17 protein-coding genes are annotated in these 15,761 nt (G+C 58.9%); 7 read left to right on the forward strand and 10 right to left on the reverse strand.

The annotated features are described in order from the left end of the window. Positions 1-81: 81 nt before the first annotated feature. A complete protein-coding gene (locus AC3Y64_RS21520; protein ID WP_489985183.1) occupies positions 82-498 on the forward strand; it encodes a GNAT family N-acetyltransferase in 417 nt (138 codons plus the stop codon). A gap of 82 nt (positions 499-580) precedes the next feature. On the opposite strand, the gene def is transcribed toward AC3Y64_RS21520, so the two are convergent. From def to AC3Y64_RS21535, 3 genes are all read right to left on the reverse strand, one after another. Then, positions 581-1,120: a peptide deformylase gene (def, locus tag AC3Y64_RS21525; protein WP_489985184.1), complete on the reverse strand. Its 540-nt coding sequence runs from the start codon at positions 1,118-1,120 to the stop codon at positions 581-583. A gap of 2 nt (positions 1,121-1,122) precedes the next feature. Continuing rightward, positions 1,123-2,073 carry a YihY/virulence factor BrkB family protein gene (locus AC3Y64_RS21530; protein ID WP_489985185.1) on the reverse strand — a complete coding sequence of 317 codons (951 nt, stop codon included), beginning with the start codon at positions 2,071-2,073 and terminating at the stop codon, positions 1,123-1,125. Between the two features lie 166 nt (positions 2,074-2,239). After that, the gene (locus AC3Y64_RS21535; protein WP_489985186.1) at positions 2,240-2,431 is read right to left on the reverse strand and encodes a CsbD family protein; all 192 of its coding nucleotides are present in this window, start codon (positions 2,429-2,431) and stop codon (positions 2,240-2,242) included. A 197-nt stretch (positions 2,432-2,628) separates the two neighbouring features. On the opposite strand from AC3Y64_RS21535, the gene AC3Y64_RS21540 reads away from it, so the two are divergent. Beyond that, the gene (locus tag AC3Y64_RS21540) at positions 2,629-3,006 is read left to right on the forward strand and encodes a hypothetical protein (RefSeq protein WP_007969330.1); all 378 of its coding nucleotides are present in this window, start codon (positions 2,629-2,631) and stop codon (positions 3,004-3,006) included. Between the two features lie 187 nt (positions 3,007-3,193). On the opposite strand, the gene fadD1 is transcribed toward AC3Y64_RS21540, so the two are convergent. Further along, on the reverse strand, positions 3,194-4,891 hold the full coding sequence (gene fadD1 / locus AC3Y64_RS21545; protein ID WP_489985187.1) for a long-chain-fatty-acid--CoA ligase FadD1: 1,698 nt from the start codon (positions 4,889-4,891) through the stop codon (positions 3,194-3,196). Positions 4,892-5,239: 348 nt separating this feature from the next. Continuing rightward, complete coding sequence (fadD2, locus tag AC3Y64_RS21550) at positions 5,240-6,928, reverse strand: long-chain-fatty-acid--CoA ligase FadD2 (protein ID WP_489985188.1); 1,689 nt, start codon at positions 6,926-6,928, stop codon at positions 5,240-5,242. Positions 6,929-7,129: 201 nt separating this feature from the next. On the opposite strand from fadD2, the gene AC3Y64_RS21555 reads away from it, so the two are divergent. Together AC3Y64_RS21555 and AC3Y64_RS21560 are read left to right on the forward strand one after the other, a co-directional pair. Beyond that, positions 7,130-8,074 (forward strand): alpha/beta hydrolase, encoded by a 945-nt coding sequence (locus AC3Y64_RS21555; protein WP_489985189.1) that lies wholly within the window; start codon positions 7,130-7,132, stop codon positions 8,072-8,074. Positions 8,075-8,116: 42 nt separating this feature from the next. After that, a complete protein-coding gene (locus AC3Y64_RS21560; RefSeq protein WP_003227420.1) occupies positions 8,117-8,587 on the forward strand; it encodes a MaoC family dehydratase in 471 nt (156 codons plus the stop codon). Between the two features lie 139 nt (positions 8,588-8,726). On the opposite strand, the gene AC3Y64_RS21565 is transcribed toward AC3Y64_RS21560, so the two are convergent. After that, positions 8,727-9,194, reverse strand: a complete 468-nt coding sequence (locus tag AC3Y64_RS21565) for a ferritin-like domain-containing protein (RefSeq protein WP_489985190.1) — start codon at positions 9,192-9,194, stop codon at positions 8,727-8,729. A 204-nt stretch (positions 9,195-9,398) separates the two neighbouring features. Here AC3Y64_RS21565 and AC3Y64_RS21570 point away from each other — a divergent pair, with 204 nt between their 5' ends. Together AC3Y64_RS21570 and AC3Y64_RS21575 are read left to right on the forward strand one after the other, a co-directional pair. Further along, positions 9,399-9,635, forward strand: coding sequence for a DUF3820 family protein (locus AC3Y64_RS21570; RefSeq protein ID WP_003227425.1), 237 nt, complete (start codon positions 9,399-9,401; stop codon positions 9,633-9,635). 29 nt (positions 9,636-9,664) lie between these two features. Further along, a complete protein-coding gene (locus tag AC3Y64_RS21575; RefSeq protein ID WP_489985191.1) occupies positions 9,665-10,846 on the forward strand; it encodes an aminotransferase class V-fold PLP-dependent enzyme in 1,182 nt (393 codons plus the stop codon). Positions 10,847-10,851: 5 nt separating this feature from the next. Here the strand turns inward: AC3Y64_RS21575 and AC3Y64_RS21580 are convergent, their stop codons facing one another. The 4 genes from AC3Y64_RS21580 to zwf form a co-directional block, all read right to left on the reverse strand. Beyond that, entirely contained in the window at positions 10,852-11,577 is a 726-nt protein-coding gene (locus AC3Y64_RS21580) for an intradiol ring-cleavage dioxygenase (RefSeq protein ID WP_489985192.1), read from the reverse strand. A gap of 172 nt (positions 11,578-11,749) precedes the next feature. Continuing rightward, entirely contained in the window at positions 11,750-12,415 is a 666-nt protein-coding gene (locus AC3Y64_RS21585) for a bifunctional 4-hydroxy-2-oxoglutarate aldolase/2-dehydro-3-deoxy-phosphogluconate aldolase (protein WP_008082815.1), read from the reverse strand. A gap of 17 nt (positions 12,416-12,432) precedes the next feature. Next, positions 12,433-13,146, reverse strand: a complete 714-nt coding sequence (gene pgl / locus AC3Y64_RS21590; RefSeq protein WP_489985193.1) for a 6-phosphogluconolactonase — start codon at positions 13,144-13,146, stop codon at positions 12,433-12,435. Then, positions 13,133-14,599, reverse strand: a complete 1,467-nt coding sequence (gene zwf / locus AC3Y64_RS21595; protein ID WP_489985194.1) for a glucose-6-phosphate dehydrogenase — start codon at positions 14,597-14,599, stop codon at positions 13,133-13,135. The genes pgl and zwf overlap by 14 nt, the downstream gene beginning before the upstream one ends. A 226-nt stretch (positions 14,600-14,825) precedes the next feature. On the opposite strand from zwf, the gene AC3Y64_RS21600 reads away from it, so the two are divergent. Then, a complete protein-coding gene (locus tag AC3Y64_RS21600) occupies positions 14,826-15,686 on the forward strand; it encodes a MurR/RpiR family transcriptional regulator (RefSeq protein WP_171057240.1) in 861 nt (286 codons plus the stop codon). Positions 15,687-15,761 lie beyond the last annotated feature (75 nt).

Consider the following 15,761-nt stretch of genomic DNA (forward strand, 5'->3'; position numbering starts at 1 on the left):
GGATGTGAGGTCAGGTATACACCTATCCAGCGCCGTGCGTTCTTTTATAATCGCGGCTTTTCGCACCGACAGTCCGACCCCATGCCCGGTACCCGATACAGCCTGCTCGACGAGTCTCTATGGCCGTTGATGAACAAGTTTTACCGCAGCCATCAATCGTCGATGAAAGCCGTGCGTGACGCGCAATTGTGGGTGGCGCGGCGCGGCGAAATCGTCGCCGCGTTGTGTTTGCGACCGGTCGCCGGCGGGTATTGGTTGACGGGGTTGTTTGTCGATCCGGGGTGTCGCGAGCAAGGGCTTGCCGCGCAGTTGATGGCGGCGGCGGTGCAGGGTGTGAGTGAGCCGGTGTGGCTGTTCTGTCATCCGGATTTGCGTGGGTTTTACGAGCGACGCGGCTTCACGTTCGATCCGGCCCTGCCCCAGGCAATGGCGGAACGGTTGAGCCGGTATGCGCGGAGCAAGCCGATGATTGCGATGGAATTTGTACATCAGGGATGAAGATCAAAAGATCGCAGCCTTCGGCAGCTCCTACAAGGAATCGGTGTAGGAGCTGCCGAAGGCTGCGATCTTTTGATTCTGGTTAATCGTCAGCCGTTGGATCGAGATCCGGGAACATCACTTCGGTAAAACCGAACTTGCTGAAGTCGCTAATCCGCGACGGGTACAACCGGCCGATCAGGTGATCGCACTCATGCTGCACCACCCGCGCATGGAAACCCGAGGCCACGCGCACAATCGGCTCGCCTTTCGGATCAAAACCCTCATAGCGAATCTGCTGAAAACGATCCACCGCACCCCGCAAACCCGGCACGGACAGACAGCCTTCGAAGCCCTCCTCCGTCAGCGTATTCAACGGCGTGATCAGCGGATTGATCAGAATCGTCTGCGGCACGGCTTCGGCGTCCGGGTAACGTTCGCTGTGCTCGAAGCCGAAGATCACCAGTTGCAGGTCGACGCCGATCTGCGGCGCGGCCAGACCGACGCCGCCGACGCTTTCCATGGTCTGGAACATGTCGTCGATCAGCTGCCACAGCTCCGGGCTGTCGAACATCTCCGGCGGCACTGGCGGGGCGATGCGCAGCAAGCGCTCGTCGCCCATTTTGAGGATTTCACGGATCATGATCAGACTTCGTCAGTGTCCGGCTTGAGCGAGTGATCGCGGCCCAGGCCCGAGACGTGTTGTTTGGGTTGTTCAGCGAGTTCGCCAGGGACTTTCTCGCCTGCGTCCTTGCCCTCGTTGGACATGTGCTCGATCACCGCATTCATCTCCGCGCCGAGCAGCAGCACCGCAGCGGAAATGTAGAAATACAGCAACAGCACGATGATCGCCCCGATGCTGCCATACATTGCGTTGTAGTTGGCGAAGGTTTTCACGTAGAACGCGAAACCCAACGAGGCGATGATCCACACCACCACGGCCAGTACCGAGCCTGGGGTGATGAAGCGGAATTCCTGTTTGACGTCGGGCATGACGTAGTAGATCAGCGCCACGGCAACCATCATCAGAATCACGATTACCGGCCAGCGGGCAATCGTCCAGATGGTCACGATGACTTCTTCCAGCCCGACCTGCGCGGCGATCCAGCCCATCACTTGCGGCCCGAGCACCATCAGCGCGGCGGCCATCAGCAACATGCCGGCGATGCCAACGGTGTAAACCACTGACAGCGGAAAGCGCTTCCAGATCGGCCGGCCCTCGACCACGTCATACGCTGCGTTCATCGCGCTCATCATCAAGCGCACACCGGCAGACGCGGTGTACAGCGCGATGACGATACCGATAGAGAGCAAGCCGCCCTTGGACTGCTGCAGCTGATCGATCACCGGGTTGACCGACTCCAGCGCCTGCGGCGGCAGCACCAGTTCCGATTGCAGGCGCAACCAGGAGAAAAAGTCCGGCAGGTGCAGGAAACCGATCAGGGCGATCAGGAACAGAATGAACGGGAACAGCGAGAACAGCATCTGGTAAGCCAGTGCCGAGGCGTAGGTCGACATTTCGTCATCGACGAACTCAGTGACCGTGCGCACCATCACGCGGTGCAGGGGCAGACCTTTCATGTCTGGAAATATCATTCGCGTCTCCTTTCGCCGCAATACAGGTTTGAAGTCGTGGCGACTCAGGGGCCGTTTTTTACATCAAGGTAGCCTGTTTGGCGAACCTTAGCCGGGCGTCAGCAGGATTTCGACACAAAAACGGCCATCCTTGGATGGCCGCTCGTGTATTTCGTTCAAGGCTGGATTACGCCTTGTCGACGCCTTTTTTCACAGCGTCTTTGGCTTTGCCGACGGCTTGCTGGGCTTCGCCTTTCTTCTCTTGGACTTTGCCTTCGGCATGGAGCTTATCGTTGTCAGTGGCTTTACCGACGCCTTGCTTGACGTTACCGACAGCTTCGTTGGCCATGCCTTTTACTTTATCGCCTGTGCTACTCATGGTGTTTCTCCTTGGTGCATTAAGGGGGAAAAGTCAGTACGTAATGATTGACTGGCCGGGTTTGCGCCAAGTTTCATTTATTTTCAGCGGCTCATTTCGTCGCGACGCGCAGGTTGGGCTTTATGTTTGCAGGCAATGCCCCGAGAATGCGCAGCATAGGGGCGCCATGCGCCTGAGACCGATCCCGCAGGAATGTTATGAAACTCGATAAAAAGCAGGCCATCGCCCGTCGCAACCAGGAACTGGGCGGCGCCGTGCTCGGCACCAACAACTGCCACTTCGCCGAACTGAACCGCAACCGCAACATCTGGTGGTTCGACCTGCCGGTGACGCGTCTGGCCGTCGGTCAGTACGAGTGGATTCACCTGCTGATGCACACGCCGGCGACCGACGAACTGCTGCACCTGAAAGTGCCGACGGTGTTTCTGCGTGAGAAGCTTGAAGGGTTGGTGATTCGCAATGAAGGCAAGCGTAAGGCGGCATTGAGCCTGGAATTGAGTGCGGACAAGGATTCGTATCTGCAGGACATGCGTCCGGCGGGGACTAACGTGAATTTCGCGCCGTTCCGCCAATAAATCAAAAGATCGCAGCCTGCGGCAGCTCCTACAGGAAACGCATACTGATCGTTCCCACGCTCTGCGTGGGAATCGCTCTGCGTCCTAGCAGTGCTGGACGCGGAGCGTCCGGGGCGGCATTCCCACGCAGAGCGTGGGAACGATCAACTCACCAACAAAAAGCCCCGCATCTGCGGGGCTTTTTGGTTTAAGCGGCGGTCTTCGCCTTGATCTTCTTCAGCTCTTCATCCCGCAACTCGCGGCGCAGGATCTTGCCGACGTTGGTGGTCGGCAGCGCATCGCGGAATTCTACTGAACGCGGAACCTTGTAGCCGGTAACGTTGGCGCGCATGTGCTCCATCACCGTTTCCTTGGTCAACGTCACGCCCGGTTTGGCGACGATGAAAATCTTGATCGCCTCGCCGGACTTCTCGTCCGGCACACCGATGGCCGCGCACTGCAACACGCCCGGCAACGTCGCCAGCACGTCTTCCAGTTCGTTCGGATAAACGTTGAAACCGGAAACCAGAATCATGTCTTTCTTGCGATCGACAATGCGCATGTAGCCGTCCGGCTGGATCAGCGCGATGTCACCGGTCTTCAGCCAGCCTTCGCTGTCGAGCATTTCATCGGTGGCTTCCTGACGCTGCCAGTAGCCCTTCATCACTTGCGGGCCCTTGACGCACAGTTCGCCGATTTCACCCAGCGGCTGCTCGACACCGGCATCGTCGATGACTTTGCACAGGGTCGACGGCACCGGAATGCCGATGGTGCCGATCTGGATGTGCTGGATCGGGTTGACCGTGGCCACCGGACTGGTTTCGGTCATGCCGTAACCTTCGCAGATGGCGCAACCAGTGACCGCTTTCCAACGCTCGGCGGCGGCCAATTGCAGGGCCATGCCGCCGGACAAGGTGACTTTCAGCGCGGAGAAGTCCAGCTTGCGGAAACCTTCGTTGTTGCACAGCGCCACAAACAGCGTGTTCAAGCCGACAAAACCGCTGAACTTCCACTTCGACAGTTCCTTGACCATCGCCGGCAAGTCGCGCGGGTTGCTGATCAGGATGTTGTGGTTGCCGATCAGCATCATCGCCATGCAATGAAAGGTGAACGCATAGATGTGGTACAGCGGCAGCGGCGTGATCAGGATCTCGCAGCCTTCGTTGAGGTTGGAGCCCATCAACGCCTTGCATTGCAGCATGTTGGCGACGAGGTTGCGGTGGGTCAGCATCGCGCCCTTGGCCACGCCGGTGGTGCCGCCGGTGTATTGCAACACCGCGACATCGCCGCTGTCAGGGTTGGCTTCGGCCACAGGCTGGCCTTGGCCTTTGCTCAACACGTCGTTGAACTTGATGGCGTTCGGCAGGTGATAGGCCGGGACCATTTTCTTCACGTACTTGATGACGCTGTTGATCAGCAGGCGCTTGATCGGCGGCAGCAGGTCGGCAACTTCAGTGACGATGACGTGTTTGACGCCGGTTTTCGGCACCACGGCCTCGGCCAGATGTGCCATGTTCGCCAGGCAAACAAGGGCTTTGGCACCGGAGTCGTTGAACTGGTGTTCCATTTCCCGAGCGGTGTACAGCGGGTTGGTGTTGACCACGATCAGCCCGGCGCGGATCGCACCGAAGACGGCCACCGGGTACTGCAGGACGTTGGGCAATTGCACGGCGATTCGATCACCGGGCTGCAAGTCGGTATGCTGTTGCAGATACGCGGCAAACGCACCGGACAATTCGTACAGTTCACCGTAGGTGATTGTCTTGCCCAGGTTGCTGAAAGCCGGTTTGTTGGCGAAGCGTTGGCAGGATTGCTTCAACACTGCCTGAATGTTCGGATACTCGTCTGGATTGATGTCGGCAGCAATTCCAGCCGGGTATTTATCCTTCCAAAAGTCTTCGATCATGGAAGCCCACTCCTCAGCAACGCGAATTCTTCACCGCATTTGATGCGATTATTATTGGTGTGTGTTTTGTATTGGTGAATCTGGCTTTCAGATAGGCCGAGAAGTCACAAAAGCGCGCCGAGAGTAGCAGCTTTGCCGAGGGTCGACTAGAGCCAAAAGCGGCCCATACAGTCATATTTGTGACTCAAGACTTGCCAGCAGTCATTTTAGAGCAAAAATCCTATACCACCTTGAAAGCCCCGGTTTTCTTGGACTTGAAGCAAAAGATCGCAGCCTTCGGCAGCGCCTACAGGAAATGCATTCCAAGGTAGGAGCTGCCGCAGGCTGCGATCTTTTTGTTTTCAAGCCTTAAGCGATATCGCGCAACTCACGGCGCAGGATCTTGCCCACCGGCGTCATCGGCAATGACTCACGCAACACGATGTGTTTCGGCACTTTGTACGCGGTGAAATTCTCTTTGCAGTAGGCCTTCAGCTCTTCAAGGCTGACCCCGGTTTCCCGCGCCACCACAAACAGCTTCACCGCCTCGCCCGAGCGCTCGTCCGGCACGCCGATCACCGCGCAGTTGGCGACTTTCGGGTGAGCCATGACCACGTCTTCGATCTCGTTCGGATACACGTTGAAACCAGAGACGATGATCATGTCCTTCTTGCGATCGACGATGCGCACGAAACCGTCCGGATCGATTACCGCGATGTCGCCCGACTTGAACCAGCCCTCGGCGTCCAGCACTTCGGCGGTGGCCTCCGGTTTGTGCCAGTAGCCCTTCATGATCTGCGGGCCTTTGATGCACAACTCGCCGCGCTCGCCCATCGGTTGCTCGACACCGTCATCATTGATGACTTTGAGCAAAGTGCCCGGCACCGGCAGGCCGACCGTGCCGAGGCGCGACTGATCACCATACGGGTTGGTGCAAGCCACCGGCGAGGTTTCGGTCAGACCGTAACCTTCGGTGATGCGGCAACCGGTCATCTGCTCCCAACGCTCGGCGGTGGCCTTGACCAGCGCGGTGCCGCCGGAGTTGGTGAGTTTCAGGCTGGAGAAATCCAGGGTCTTGAAATCCGGGTGCTCCATCAGTGCGACGAACAAGGTGTTCAAACCCAGCAGAGCCGAAAAGCGCCAGTTCTTCAGCTCTTTGATGAACCCGGCGATGTCACGCGGGTTGGTGATCAGCACGTTGTGGTTGCCGGAGACCATCATGCACATGCAATTCGCGGTGAAGGCATAGATGTGGTACAGCGGCAGCGGCGCGACCATCACTTCCTGGCCTTCGCGCAACAGAGGCTGACCGTCCGGCCCGAGCTGTGCGAGACAAGCACGCACTTGCTGCATGTTCGCCACCAGATTGCCGTGGGTCAGCATCGCGCCCTTGGCCAGCCCGGTGGTGCCACCGGTGTATTGCAGCACGGCGATGTCGTCGAGGCTGACCTTCAACGGCTTGATGCCCAGGCCCCGGCCCATGCGCAGCGCACTCTTGAACGAGATGGCCTGCGGCAGTGAATACTCCGGGACCATTTTCTTCACTTTGCTGACCACGGTATTGACCAGCCAGCCTTTTGCGGTGGGCATCAGGTCGCCCATCTTCGCTTCGATCAGGTATTGGATGTCGGTGTCGGGCAGCACTTCCTGGACTTTCTGGCCGAACATGTTCAGGTACACCAACGCGCGCGCGCCGGAATCCTTGAACTGGTGACGCATCTCCCGCGCGGTGTACAGCGGGTTGGTATTGACCACGATCAGCCCGGCGCGCAACGCACCGAACACGGCAATCGGGTAATGCAGGACGTTGGGCATCTGCACCGCGATGCGATCGCCGGGCACCAGATCGGTGTGCGCTTGCAGGTAACCGGCGAACGCTGCGCTCTGGCGCTCGAGTTCGGCGTAGGTCAGCGTGATGCCCATGTTGCTGAACGCCGGGCGATCCGCGAACTTCTTGCAGGAACGCTCGAACACCTCGATCACCGACTTGAACTCCCCCATGTCGATGTCGAGCGGTACGCCGGCCGGGCGTTTGTCGTTCCAGAAATCAGGTTGCATTGTTCTTGTCCTCTTTACCTGAGCCGATCCGGGAGCCGCTTTCTGTCATTTCTGAAAAAGCGGAGCTTCACGGACACTAGCAGCTATGGCCATTGAGGCAAATATGGCAAAAGCCGTCATTGATCGTGTGAATCTTCCTGCCGTGGCGTGGGCTGATCAGACGCGCTATACAATGATCCGACTCTGAGCAAAGGAATCGCCATGATCCACGACACCCTATGGCTGGACGCGAGTGACCGCAGCCGCCTGTTCGTCAACCAATGGCTGCCCGCCGCGCCGTTGAAAGCGGTGATCCTGCTGGCCCATGGCATGGCCGAACACAGCGGTCGGTATGCCCGCTTGGCCGACACGTTTTGCGACAAAGGATATGGCGTATATGCCCCGGATCTGCGTGGACATGGCAGAACTGCCGATCAGGGCACCCTCGGCCATTTCGCCGATGATGACGGTTGGTGCAAAGTTCTTGGCGATCTGGCCAGCCTCAATCAGCACATCGGCCAGCAACATCCCGGCGTGCCGATCATCCTGCTCGGCCACAGCATGGGCAGCTATCTTGCCCAAGGCTATTTGCTGCACCACAGCGCCAGCCTGACCGGGGCGATTCTCAGCGGCTCGAATTTCCAGCCGGTGGCGTTGTATGGCGCCGCGCGGCAGATCGCTCGCCTGGAGAAACTGCGTCAGGGCGGCAAGGGTCGCAGCGCGTTGATCGAGTGGTTGTCGTTCGGCTCGTTCAACAACAAATTCAAACCGGTGCGCACGCCGTTCGACTGGCTGAGCCGCGATCCCGTGGAAGTCGACAAGTACGCCAACGACCCGCTGTGCGGCTTTCGCTGCACCAATCAGCTGTGGATCGACCTGCTCGGCGGCTTGCAGCAGATCAGCAAAGCGTCCAATCTCGCGCAGATCGACCCGGGCCTGCCGCTGCTGGTGATCGGCGGTGAATGTGATCCGGTGAGTGAGGGCAAGCGTCTGACAGATCTGGCCAACGCCTTGCGCACGGCCGGCAGCCAGAACCTGCATTTGAAGATCTACCCGCAGGCGCGGCACGAATTGTTCAACGAAACCAATCGCGATGAAGTGGTCGCCGATGTGCTGGCCTGGATTGATCAGGCCCTTAGCCATCCGCGCCCTCAGCGCAGTGAATAATCTTTTGCGGATTCATTTGATCCGCCACAGGAATCAAGCCCGATGACCCAGGTTACCAACATCCCTTACGAAGCCCTCGAAGTCGGCCAGACCGCCAGCTACAGCAAGACTGTCGAAGAGCGCGATATCCAATTGTTCGCCGCCATGTCCGGCGACCACAACCCGGTGCACCTGGACGCCGAGTTCGCCGCAGCAAGCATGTTCAAAGAGCGTATCGCCCACGGTATGTTCAGTGGCGCGCTGATCAGTGCTGCCGTTGCCTGCGAGTTGCCTGGGCCGGGCACTATCTATATCGGCCAGCAGATGAGTTTTCAGAAACCGGTGAAAATCGGTGACACGCTGACGGTGCGTCTGGAGATTCTCGAGAAACTGCCGAAGTTTCGCGTGCGCATCGCCACTCGCGTGTTCAACCAGCGTGATGAGTTGGTGGTGGACGGTGAGGCGGAGATTCTGGCGCCGCGTAAGCAGCAGACCGTAACACTGCCGACGTTGCCGGCGATCAGCATCGGCTGATTGAAAAGATCGCAGCCTGCGGCAGCTCCTACATTGGAATACGTCCCTGTAGGAGCTGCCGCAGGCTGCGATCTTTTGCTTTCAAAACACCCATAAAAAAACGCCAGACTAGCTGGCGTTTTCTGTTACTGGCGTACGCTTACGAGCGTGCGCGAGCCTGGTTACGCAGGGCTTTCACCTGGTCATGGTTGCGCTGTACGCCGTGGTACTGGCGTTCAACCAGATCACTAATGCCAACCAGGTTGTGCTTGTTGATTTTCTCGATGGCTTCACGATAAGCCTTTAGGGCGTGGTCTTCACCGCGCTCGGCTTCGTTCAGCACAGCCTCTTCGTCTTTGCCGGTGAACATGGCTTTGACGTCGACCCAACGACGGTGCAGGTCACCGCTGACGCTGGTAGAGGTTTCCGGATCGCCGCCCAGTTTGCGAACTTCTGCTTGCAGCTCAGCTGCAGCAGTGGCGCAATCGGCAGAGCGAGTCACGAACAGGGTTTTCAGTTCTGGGTGCTTGATGTCTTCGGCGCAAGTCTTGAACCCTTCCTGACCGTCCTTGCAGGTTTCAATCAGGTCATTGAGTACAGAGATGGCTTCTTTATTCATGTCGGTCATTTTTCAATTCCTTGCGATCGGTGGAAGATGCAAGGGATATTGCAGTGTGCGTGCCAGTTTTTTTGAAAGATATTTATCGTTATAAATCAACAAGATAAAGATAAATGAACTATCTGTATCGCGGTTATTTGCATGATCTGTCATTTGGCCTGCATGCAGAATGCCTGTATTTTCCAGTTTGATTTGAAGCCAGACGAAAACGCAATGAATCCCGAAAAACTCGAACTGCTGATCACCCGCGAAATGCCCTTCGGCAAATACAAGGGCCGGATCATTGCCGACCTGCCGGGGCCATACCTGAACTGGTTCGCCCGCGAAGGTTTTCCCCATGGCGAACTCGGTGGCCTGCTCGCGTTGATGCAGGAGATCGATCACAACGGCCTCTCGGACTTGCTTGAACCGCTGCGCGCCAAACATGGCAAACCCGCCCCGCGCCACTGAAGCGCCCTCCTCCCCAGAGCTTGCCGACCATGCCCGATAACACCCGCCGCGCCCGTGACGAAGCCTTCTGGCAGACGTTTGCCGACCGCTACGACGTTCAACCCGGCCCCGTGAACCTGGAAAACGGTTACTTCGGCCGAATGTCGCGCACCGTGATCGAGGAATACCAGCGCAACATCGAATTGATCAACACCAGCAACTCGGTGTACGTGCGCCAGCGTTTCGAGCAGCACGACAACCTCGACATTCGTGCGCAACTGGCTGAGTTGATCGGCGTGCGCGCGCAGAGCGTGGCGTTTACCCGTAACGCCACTGAAGGCCTGCAGTCGCTGATCCGCAATTACAATCGCCTGCAACCGGGCGATCAGGTGCTGATCAGCGATCTGGAGTACGACACTGTCAAAGGCGCGATGCGCTGGCTGGCCCGGCATCGCGGCGTTGAAGTCATCGAAATTGCCCACACGCACCCGGCGAGTTTCGACAGTCTGCTGGAAACTTACCGCGAAACCTTTATCCGCCATCCGAAACTGAAACTGATGGCCCTGACCCATGTCACCCATCGCACCGGTCTGGTGATGCCAGTGCAGGCCATCGCCGCGCTGGCCAAGGAGCATGGCGTCGACATCATCCTCGACGGCGCTCATGCCCTCGGCCAGATCGAGTTCGACCTCGAAGCACTGGGTATCTCCTTCGCCGGCTACAACCTGCACAAATGGATCGGCGCACCGCTGACCCTCGGCTTCCTCTATATCGCCCCGCAACGTTTGGCTGACATCGATCCGGACATGGGCGAAATGCATTATCCGGTCAACGACATCCGCGCCCGCACGTCCTATAGCACGCCGAACATTCCGGCACTGATGACCTTGCCGCTGGTCTTCGAAGAGCACCGTTCGCTTGGCGGCGCCGCAGCCAAAGGCGCGCGCCTCAATTACCTGCGCAGCCTGTGGGTCAGCGCGGTACGTCACTTGCCCGGCATCGAAGTGATGACGCCTGATGATGTTCGCCTGTCGTGCGGTATCAGCGCGCTGCGCTTCACTCGGCACGACGATCAACAGGCCATGGCCGAGCGTCTGCTCAACGACTACAACCTGTTTACCGTGGTGCGCACCGGCGCTGCCTGCGGGCCGTGCATCCGCATCACGCCGGGGCTGACCACCACCGCTGCCGAGATGCAAATGCTCACTCGCGCCTTGAACGAGCTGCGCTGAATCGCTTAGACGGTGTACTTGTCAAAGTCCTCGGGTTTGATCTGCGACGACACCGCAAAGGTGTCGATGCCGATGGTCAGGTGGCCGAAGAAGCCGTCCTCGTGGCAGTCACGGCTGATCGGCCAAACCGTCAGGGTCGAGTTTTCCCCGGCCATGCCGGCGTAATACGCGTCTTGATGATTGTCCAACGGCATTGAATGCCGACCGCGATAAGCCTTGGCATTAAGCACCGCACGGGACACCACTTCGGGAAAATACAATTGGCCGACCCAGGCCACATTGCGTTCCTCCAGGTATTCGCTGCCGGCGACAATGCGCACCGCCACATGAATGTGCAGCGCACGACCGGCGTAAAAGCCCGGATAGATGGTGGTGAAGCGCGCCCTGCCCTTGTGATCGCAGAACTGACTGCCACGCAGGTAGGTGTCATCGTCGGTGCGCGGGATCGAACCGATGGCGTCGGCATCGACTTGCAGATCCGGGTTGATCCGGCTCCACCCCGAATATGCACCCCGCGCATTGCAATGCCAGATATCCACCAGCGCGCCGCTCACGGGCTCACCGGTCATGGCGTCGACGATGGTCAGACGCAACAGCAGCGGCAAGCCTTCTGCACCTTCACTGATGTTGCGGCGCAACAGTTTGGGGTTGCGAAAATACGGCCCGGCGATTTGCTCGGGAGCCAACTGGTACACACTTTGCGGTGCCGGTGTAGCGGGATCTCGGTCCATGACACGTTCTCTCTTCCATAAGATGAACGCAGATTAGCGCCAGGCAAAAACCTGTGTGCGGTAACTATGTATCGCTTGATGTCCCGGCAGTTTTTTCCGGGCAAAAAAAAACGGTGCACCGACCAAGCGCACCGTAAAGCCGTAGAACACACAACGAAGTGTCTGGTAACAATCAGTCCAGCAGCGCCAACGCCTCGGCGGTGCATTCCTGAATGCGGGCCCAGTCGCCGTTCTTGATCCACTCCGGATCAAGCATCCAGCTACCGCCCACGCACATGACGTTTTTCAGCGCCATGTAGCTCTTGATGTTGGCTGGGCCGACGCCGCCAGTCGGGCAGAATTTCACTTCGCCGAACGGGCCGCCGAGGGCTTTGATTGCCGCCACGCCACCGCTGACTTCAGCCGGGAACAGCTTGAAGCGGCGATAACCCAGGCCGTAGCCTTCCATGATGCCGGAGGCGTTGCTGATGCCCGGCAACAGCGGAATCGGGCTGTCGACGCTGGCTTCGAGCAGGTCACGGGTGATGCCCGGGGTGACGATGAATTGCGAACCGGCCGCTTCGGCAGCGGCGAGCATGTTGCGATCGAGCACGGTGCCGGCACCGGTCATCAGTTCCGGACGCTGATCGCGCAGAATCTGAATGGCCTTGAGGCCGAACTGCGAACGCAGGGTCACTTCCAGCGCGGTCAGGCCACCGGCGGCCAAGGCGTCGGCCAGAGGCAGCACGTCCTGTTCGCGAGCGATGGTGATCACCGGCAGGATCCGCGCCTTGGCGCAGAGGCTGTCGATCAGGGCAACTTTGTCCGCCATGGAAACGGTCGGGGATGGGGTTGTCATAGCGGCTGTTCCTTGGCTCATGGGCACCAGTAAATCTCTAACGTAGGTTGCAGAAACGCGCGCACCGGCATGGCGGCGACGTCATCGGATGCCAGCGCGGCATTCAGGGTGGTCAGCTTCGACTGACCGGAAATCGACAGAATCTTGTGCTTCGCCGAGGCCAGCAGCGCGCGACTCATGGTCAGGCGCTGACGCGGCACGCTTGGCGCCAGCATCGGCCAGCAACGGCGGGTGCCATCGACTTGCAGCGCTTCGGCCAGGTTCGGGCTGTCGGGGAACAGCGACGCGGTGTGACCGTCATCGCCCATGCCCAATATCAGCACGTCAATCGGCGGCAATTCGGCGAGCAGACGATCAGCCTGTTCGGCAGCCTGTTCAACATTCGCCGCAGCGCTATAAAGGCTGAGGAACTGCGCTTTCGCCGCCGGGCCTTTGAGCAGGTATTGCTTGAGCAGGCCAGCATTGCTGTCGGCGTGTTCAACCGGTACCCAGCGCTCGTCGGCGAGGGTCACCACGACCTTCGACCAGTCCAGTTCCTGCTTGGCCAGTTGCTGGAAAAACGCCACCGGGCTACGACCACCGGACACCACCAGCACCGCGTTGCCGCGCGCCGCAATGGCCTCGCTCAGTTGCTTGGCAACGTTCAGCGCCAGACCTTCGGCCAACAGCACCGGGCTCTTGAATTCGTGAGCGTTCACGCCCGCAGGCAGTTGCACATCAGATATCGCCATACCACGACCTCCCGTCCCGCGTGATCAATGCAATGGAGCTCATCGGCCCCCACGACCCGGCCGCATAGGGCTTGGGCGCGTCACCGGATTTTTTCCACCCGGCGATCAGCTGGTCACACCAGTTCCACGCGGCTTCGATTTCATCTTTACGGACAAACAGGTTCTGATTGCCGTTCATCACTTCCAGCAACAACCGCTCGTAGGCATCGGGGATCCGCGCGCTACGCCAGGTGTCGGAGAAATTCAGTTGCAGCGGACCGCTGCGCAGTTGCATGCCCTTGTCCAGGCCCTGCTCTTTGGTCATCACGCGCAAGGAAATGCCTTCGTCCGGTTGCAGGCGGATGATCAGTTTGTTGCTGATCTGCAAGCGCTGCTCGGGGGCGAAAATGTAGTGCGACGGTTCCTTGAAGTGGATGACGATCTGCGACAACTTTTGCGGCATGCGCTTACCGGTACGCAGGTAAAACGGCACGCCGGCCCAGCGCCAGTTGCGGATGTCGGCACGCAGAGCGACGAAGGTTTCGGTGTCGCTCTGGGTGTTGGAATTCGGTTCTTCGAGATAACCCGGGACGGATTTGCCTTCGCTGTGGCCGGCGATGTATTGGCCGCGCACCACTTGGGTGGTGAGGCCTTCCGGGCTGATCGGCGCCAGCGCCTTGAGCACTTTTACCTTTTCGTCACGGATGCTGTCGGCGGACAGATCAGCCGGTGGGTCCATGGCAATCAGGCAGAGCAACTGCAGCAGGTGATTCTGGATCATGTCGCGCAGTTGGCCGGCCTTGTCGAAGTAGCCCCAACGGCCTTCGATGCCAACCTTCTCGGCCACGGTGATTTCCACGTGAGAGATGTAATTCTGGTTCCACTGGGTTTCAAACAGGCTGTTGGCGAAACGCAGGGCGATCAGGTTCTGAACGGTTTCTTTGCCCAGGTAGTGGTCGATGCGGTAGGTGCGATTCTCCGGGAAGAACTGCGCCACCGCGTCGTTGACCTTGCGCGAGGATTCGAGGTCGGAGCCGATCGGCTTTTCCAGCACCACGCGGGTGTTTTCCGCCAGACCGACTTTCGCCAGGTTCTCGCAGATCGCGCCGTACACCGCGGCCGGCGTGGCGAAGTAGGCAATCATGCGTTGCGTGCTGCCGGCCAGTTCGGCCAGCGCCACATAATCTTCAGCCTTGAGGAAGTCGACGTGCAGGTAGGTCAGGCGTGCGAGAAAACGCTCGGCGACGGCCTCGTCCAGCTCTTTGCCTACATAGCGGCGCAGTTCGGCGGCGATGAACGCCATGTGCTGCTGCTCGCTGCCGGCTTCACGGGCCAGCGCGATGATGCGCGTGTCCTCGTGCAACAGATCGGCGCCATCGAGGTGATAAAGGGCAGGAAACAGCTTGCGCAGAGCCAGATCGCCAAGCGCGCCGAACAAGGCAAAGGTGCACGGTTCAACCGTAATCGAAGGCATGATGTTTGTTCTTTTATCAAGTTAAGCTACAAATACCTTTTTTCAAGGCATCACTCAAGGGAAAATGTAGTAATAACCACAACATTTTCGCAAAATACAGATTCCGAGTGGTGGTCAGTCGGAGCCATCAGTAGGATAGGCCACCGTTACGGGCCATATCAAAGGCCCAATTTGCATAGCCCGGCGCACCTTTGCGCAGGTGAATTAGGAATTCCATATGGACCGCGTGCGAAATTTACTGGAACAGATCCAGAGTCGCCTTGAAGACCTGAACAAGGCCGAACGCAAAGTCGCCGAGGTGATCCTGCTCAACCCGCAGCAGGCCACCCGCTTCAGCATCGCCGCCCTCGCCCAGGCCGCGTCGGTGAGTGAACCGACGGTCAACCGTTTCTGCCGCTCGTTCGGTGTCAGCGGTTATCCCGAACTCAAGCTGCAACTGGCGCAGAGCCTGGCCAGTGGCGCGGCATACGTCAGCCGCGCGGTCGAAGCCGATGACAATCCCGAGGCGTACACGCAGAAGATTTTCGGCAGCGCCATCGCCTCGCTGGACAGCGCTTGCCAGGCGCTCGATCCGAACCTGATCAGCCGCGCCGTCGACCTGTTGATTCAGGCCCGGCAGATCCATTTCTTCGGCCTCGGCGCTTCGGCACCGGTAGCACTGGATGCGCAGCACAAGTTCTTCCGCTTCAACCTGGCCGTCACTGCGCACGCCGATGTGTTGATGCAGCGGATGATTGCTTCAGTGGCGCACACTGGCGAGTTGTTCGTGATCATTTCCTACACCGGGCGCACCCGTGAATTGGTGGAAGTGGCGCGTATCGCTCGCGAGAACGGCGCTTCGGTGTTGGGCCTGACGGCGGAGAATTCGCCGCTGGCCAAGGCGAGTACCTTGAGCCTGAACATTCCGCTGCCGGAAGACACCGACATTTATATGCCGATGACGTCGCGGATCATTCAGTTGACGGTGCTGGATGTGCTGGCGACCGGGATGACCTTGCGTCGCGGGGTGGATTTCCAGCCGCATCTGCGCAAGATCAAAGAGAGCTTGAATGCCAGCCGGTATCCGGTGGGTGACGAGTTCAACTGATCCGGAATCTTGGCTGACTGATCTTTCGCAATCGCTGGCAAGCCAGCTCCCACAGTGTCCGCGCCGAACATTACA

The sequence above is a fragment of the Pseudomonas sp. 4CAES_32.4 genome (genome assembly GCF_058136335.1).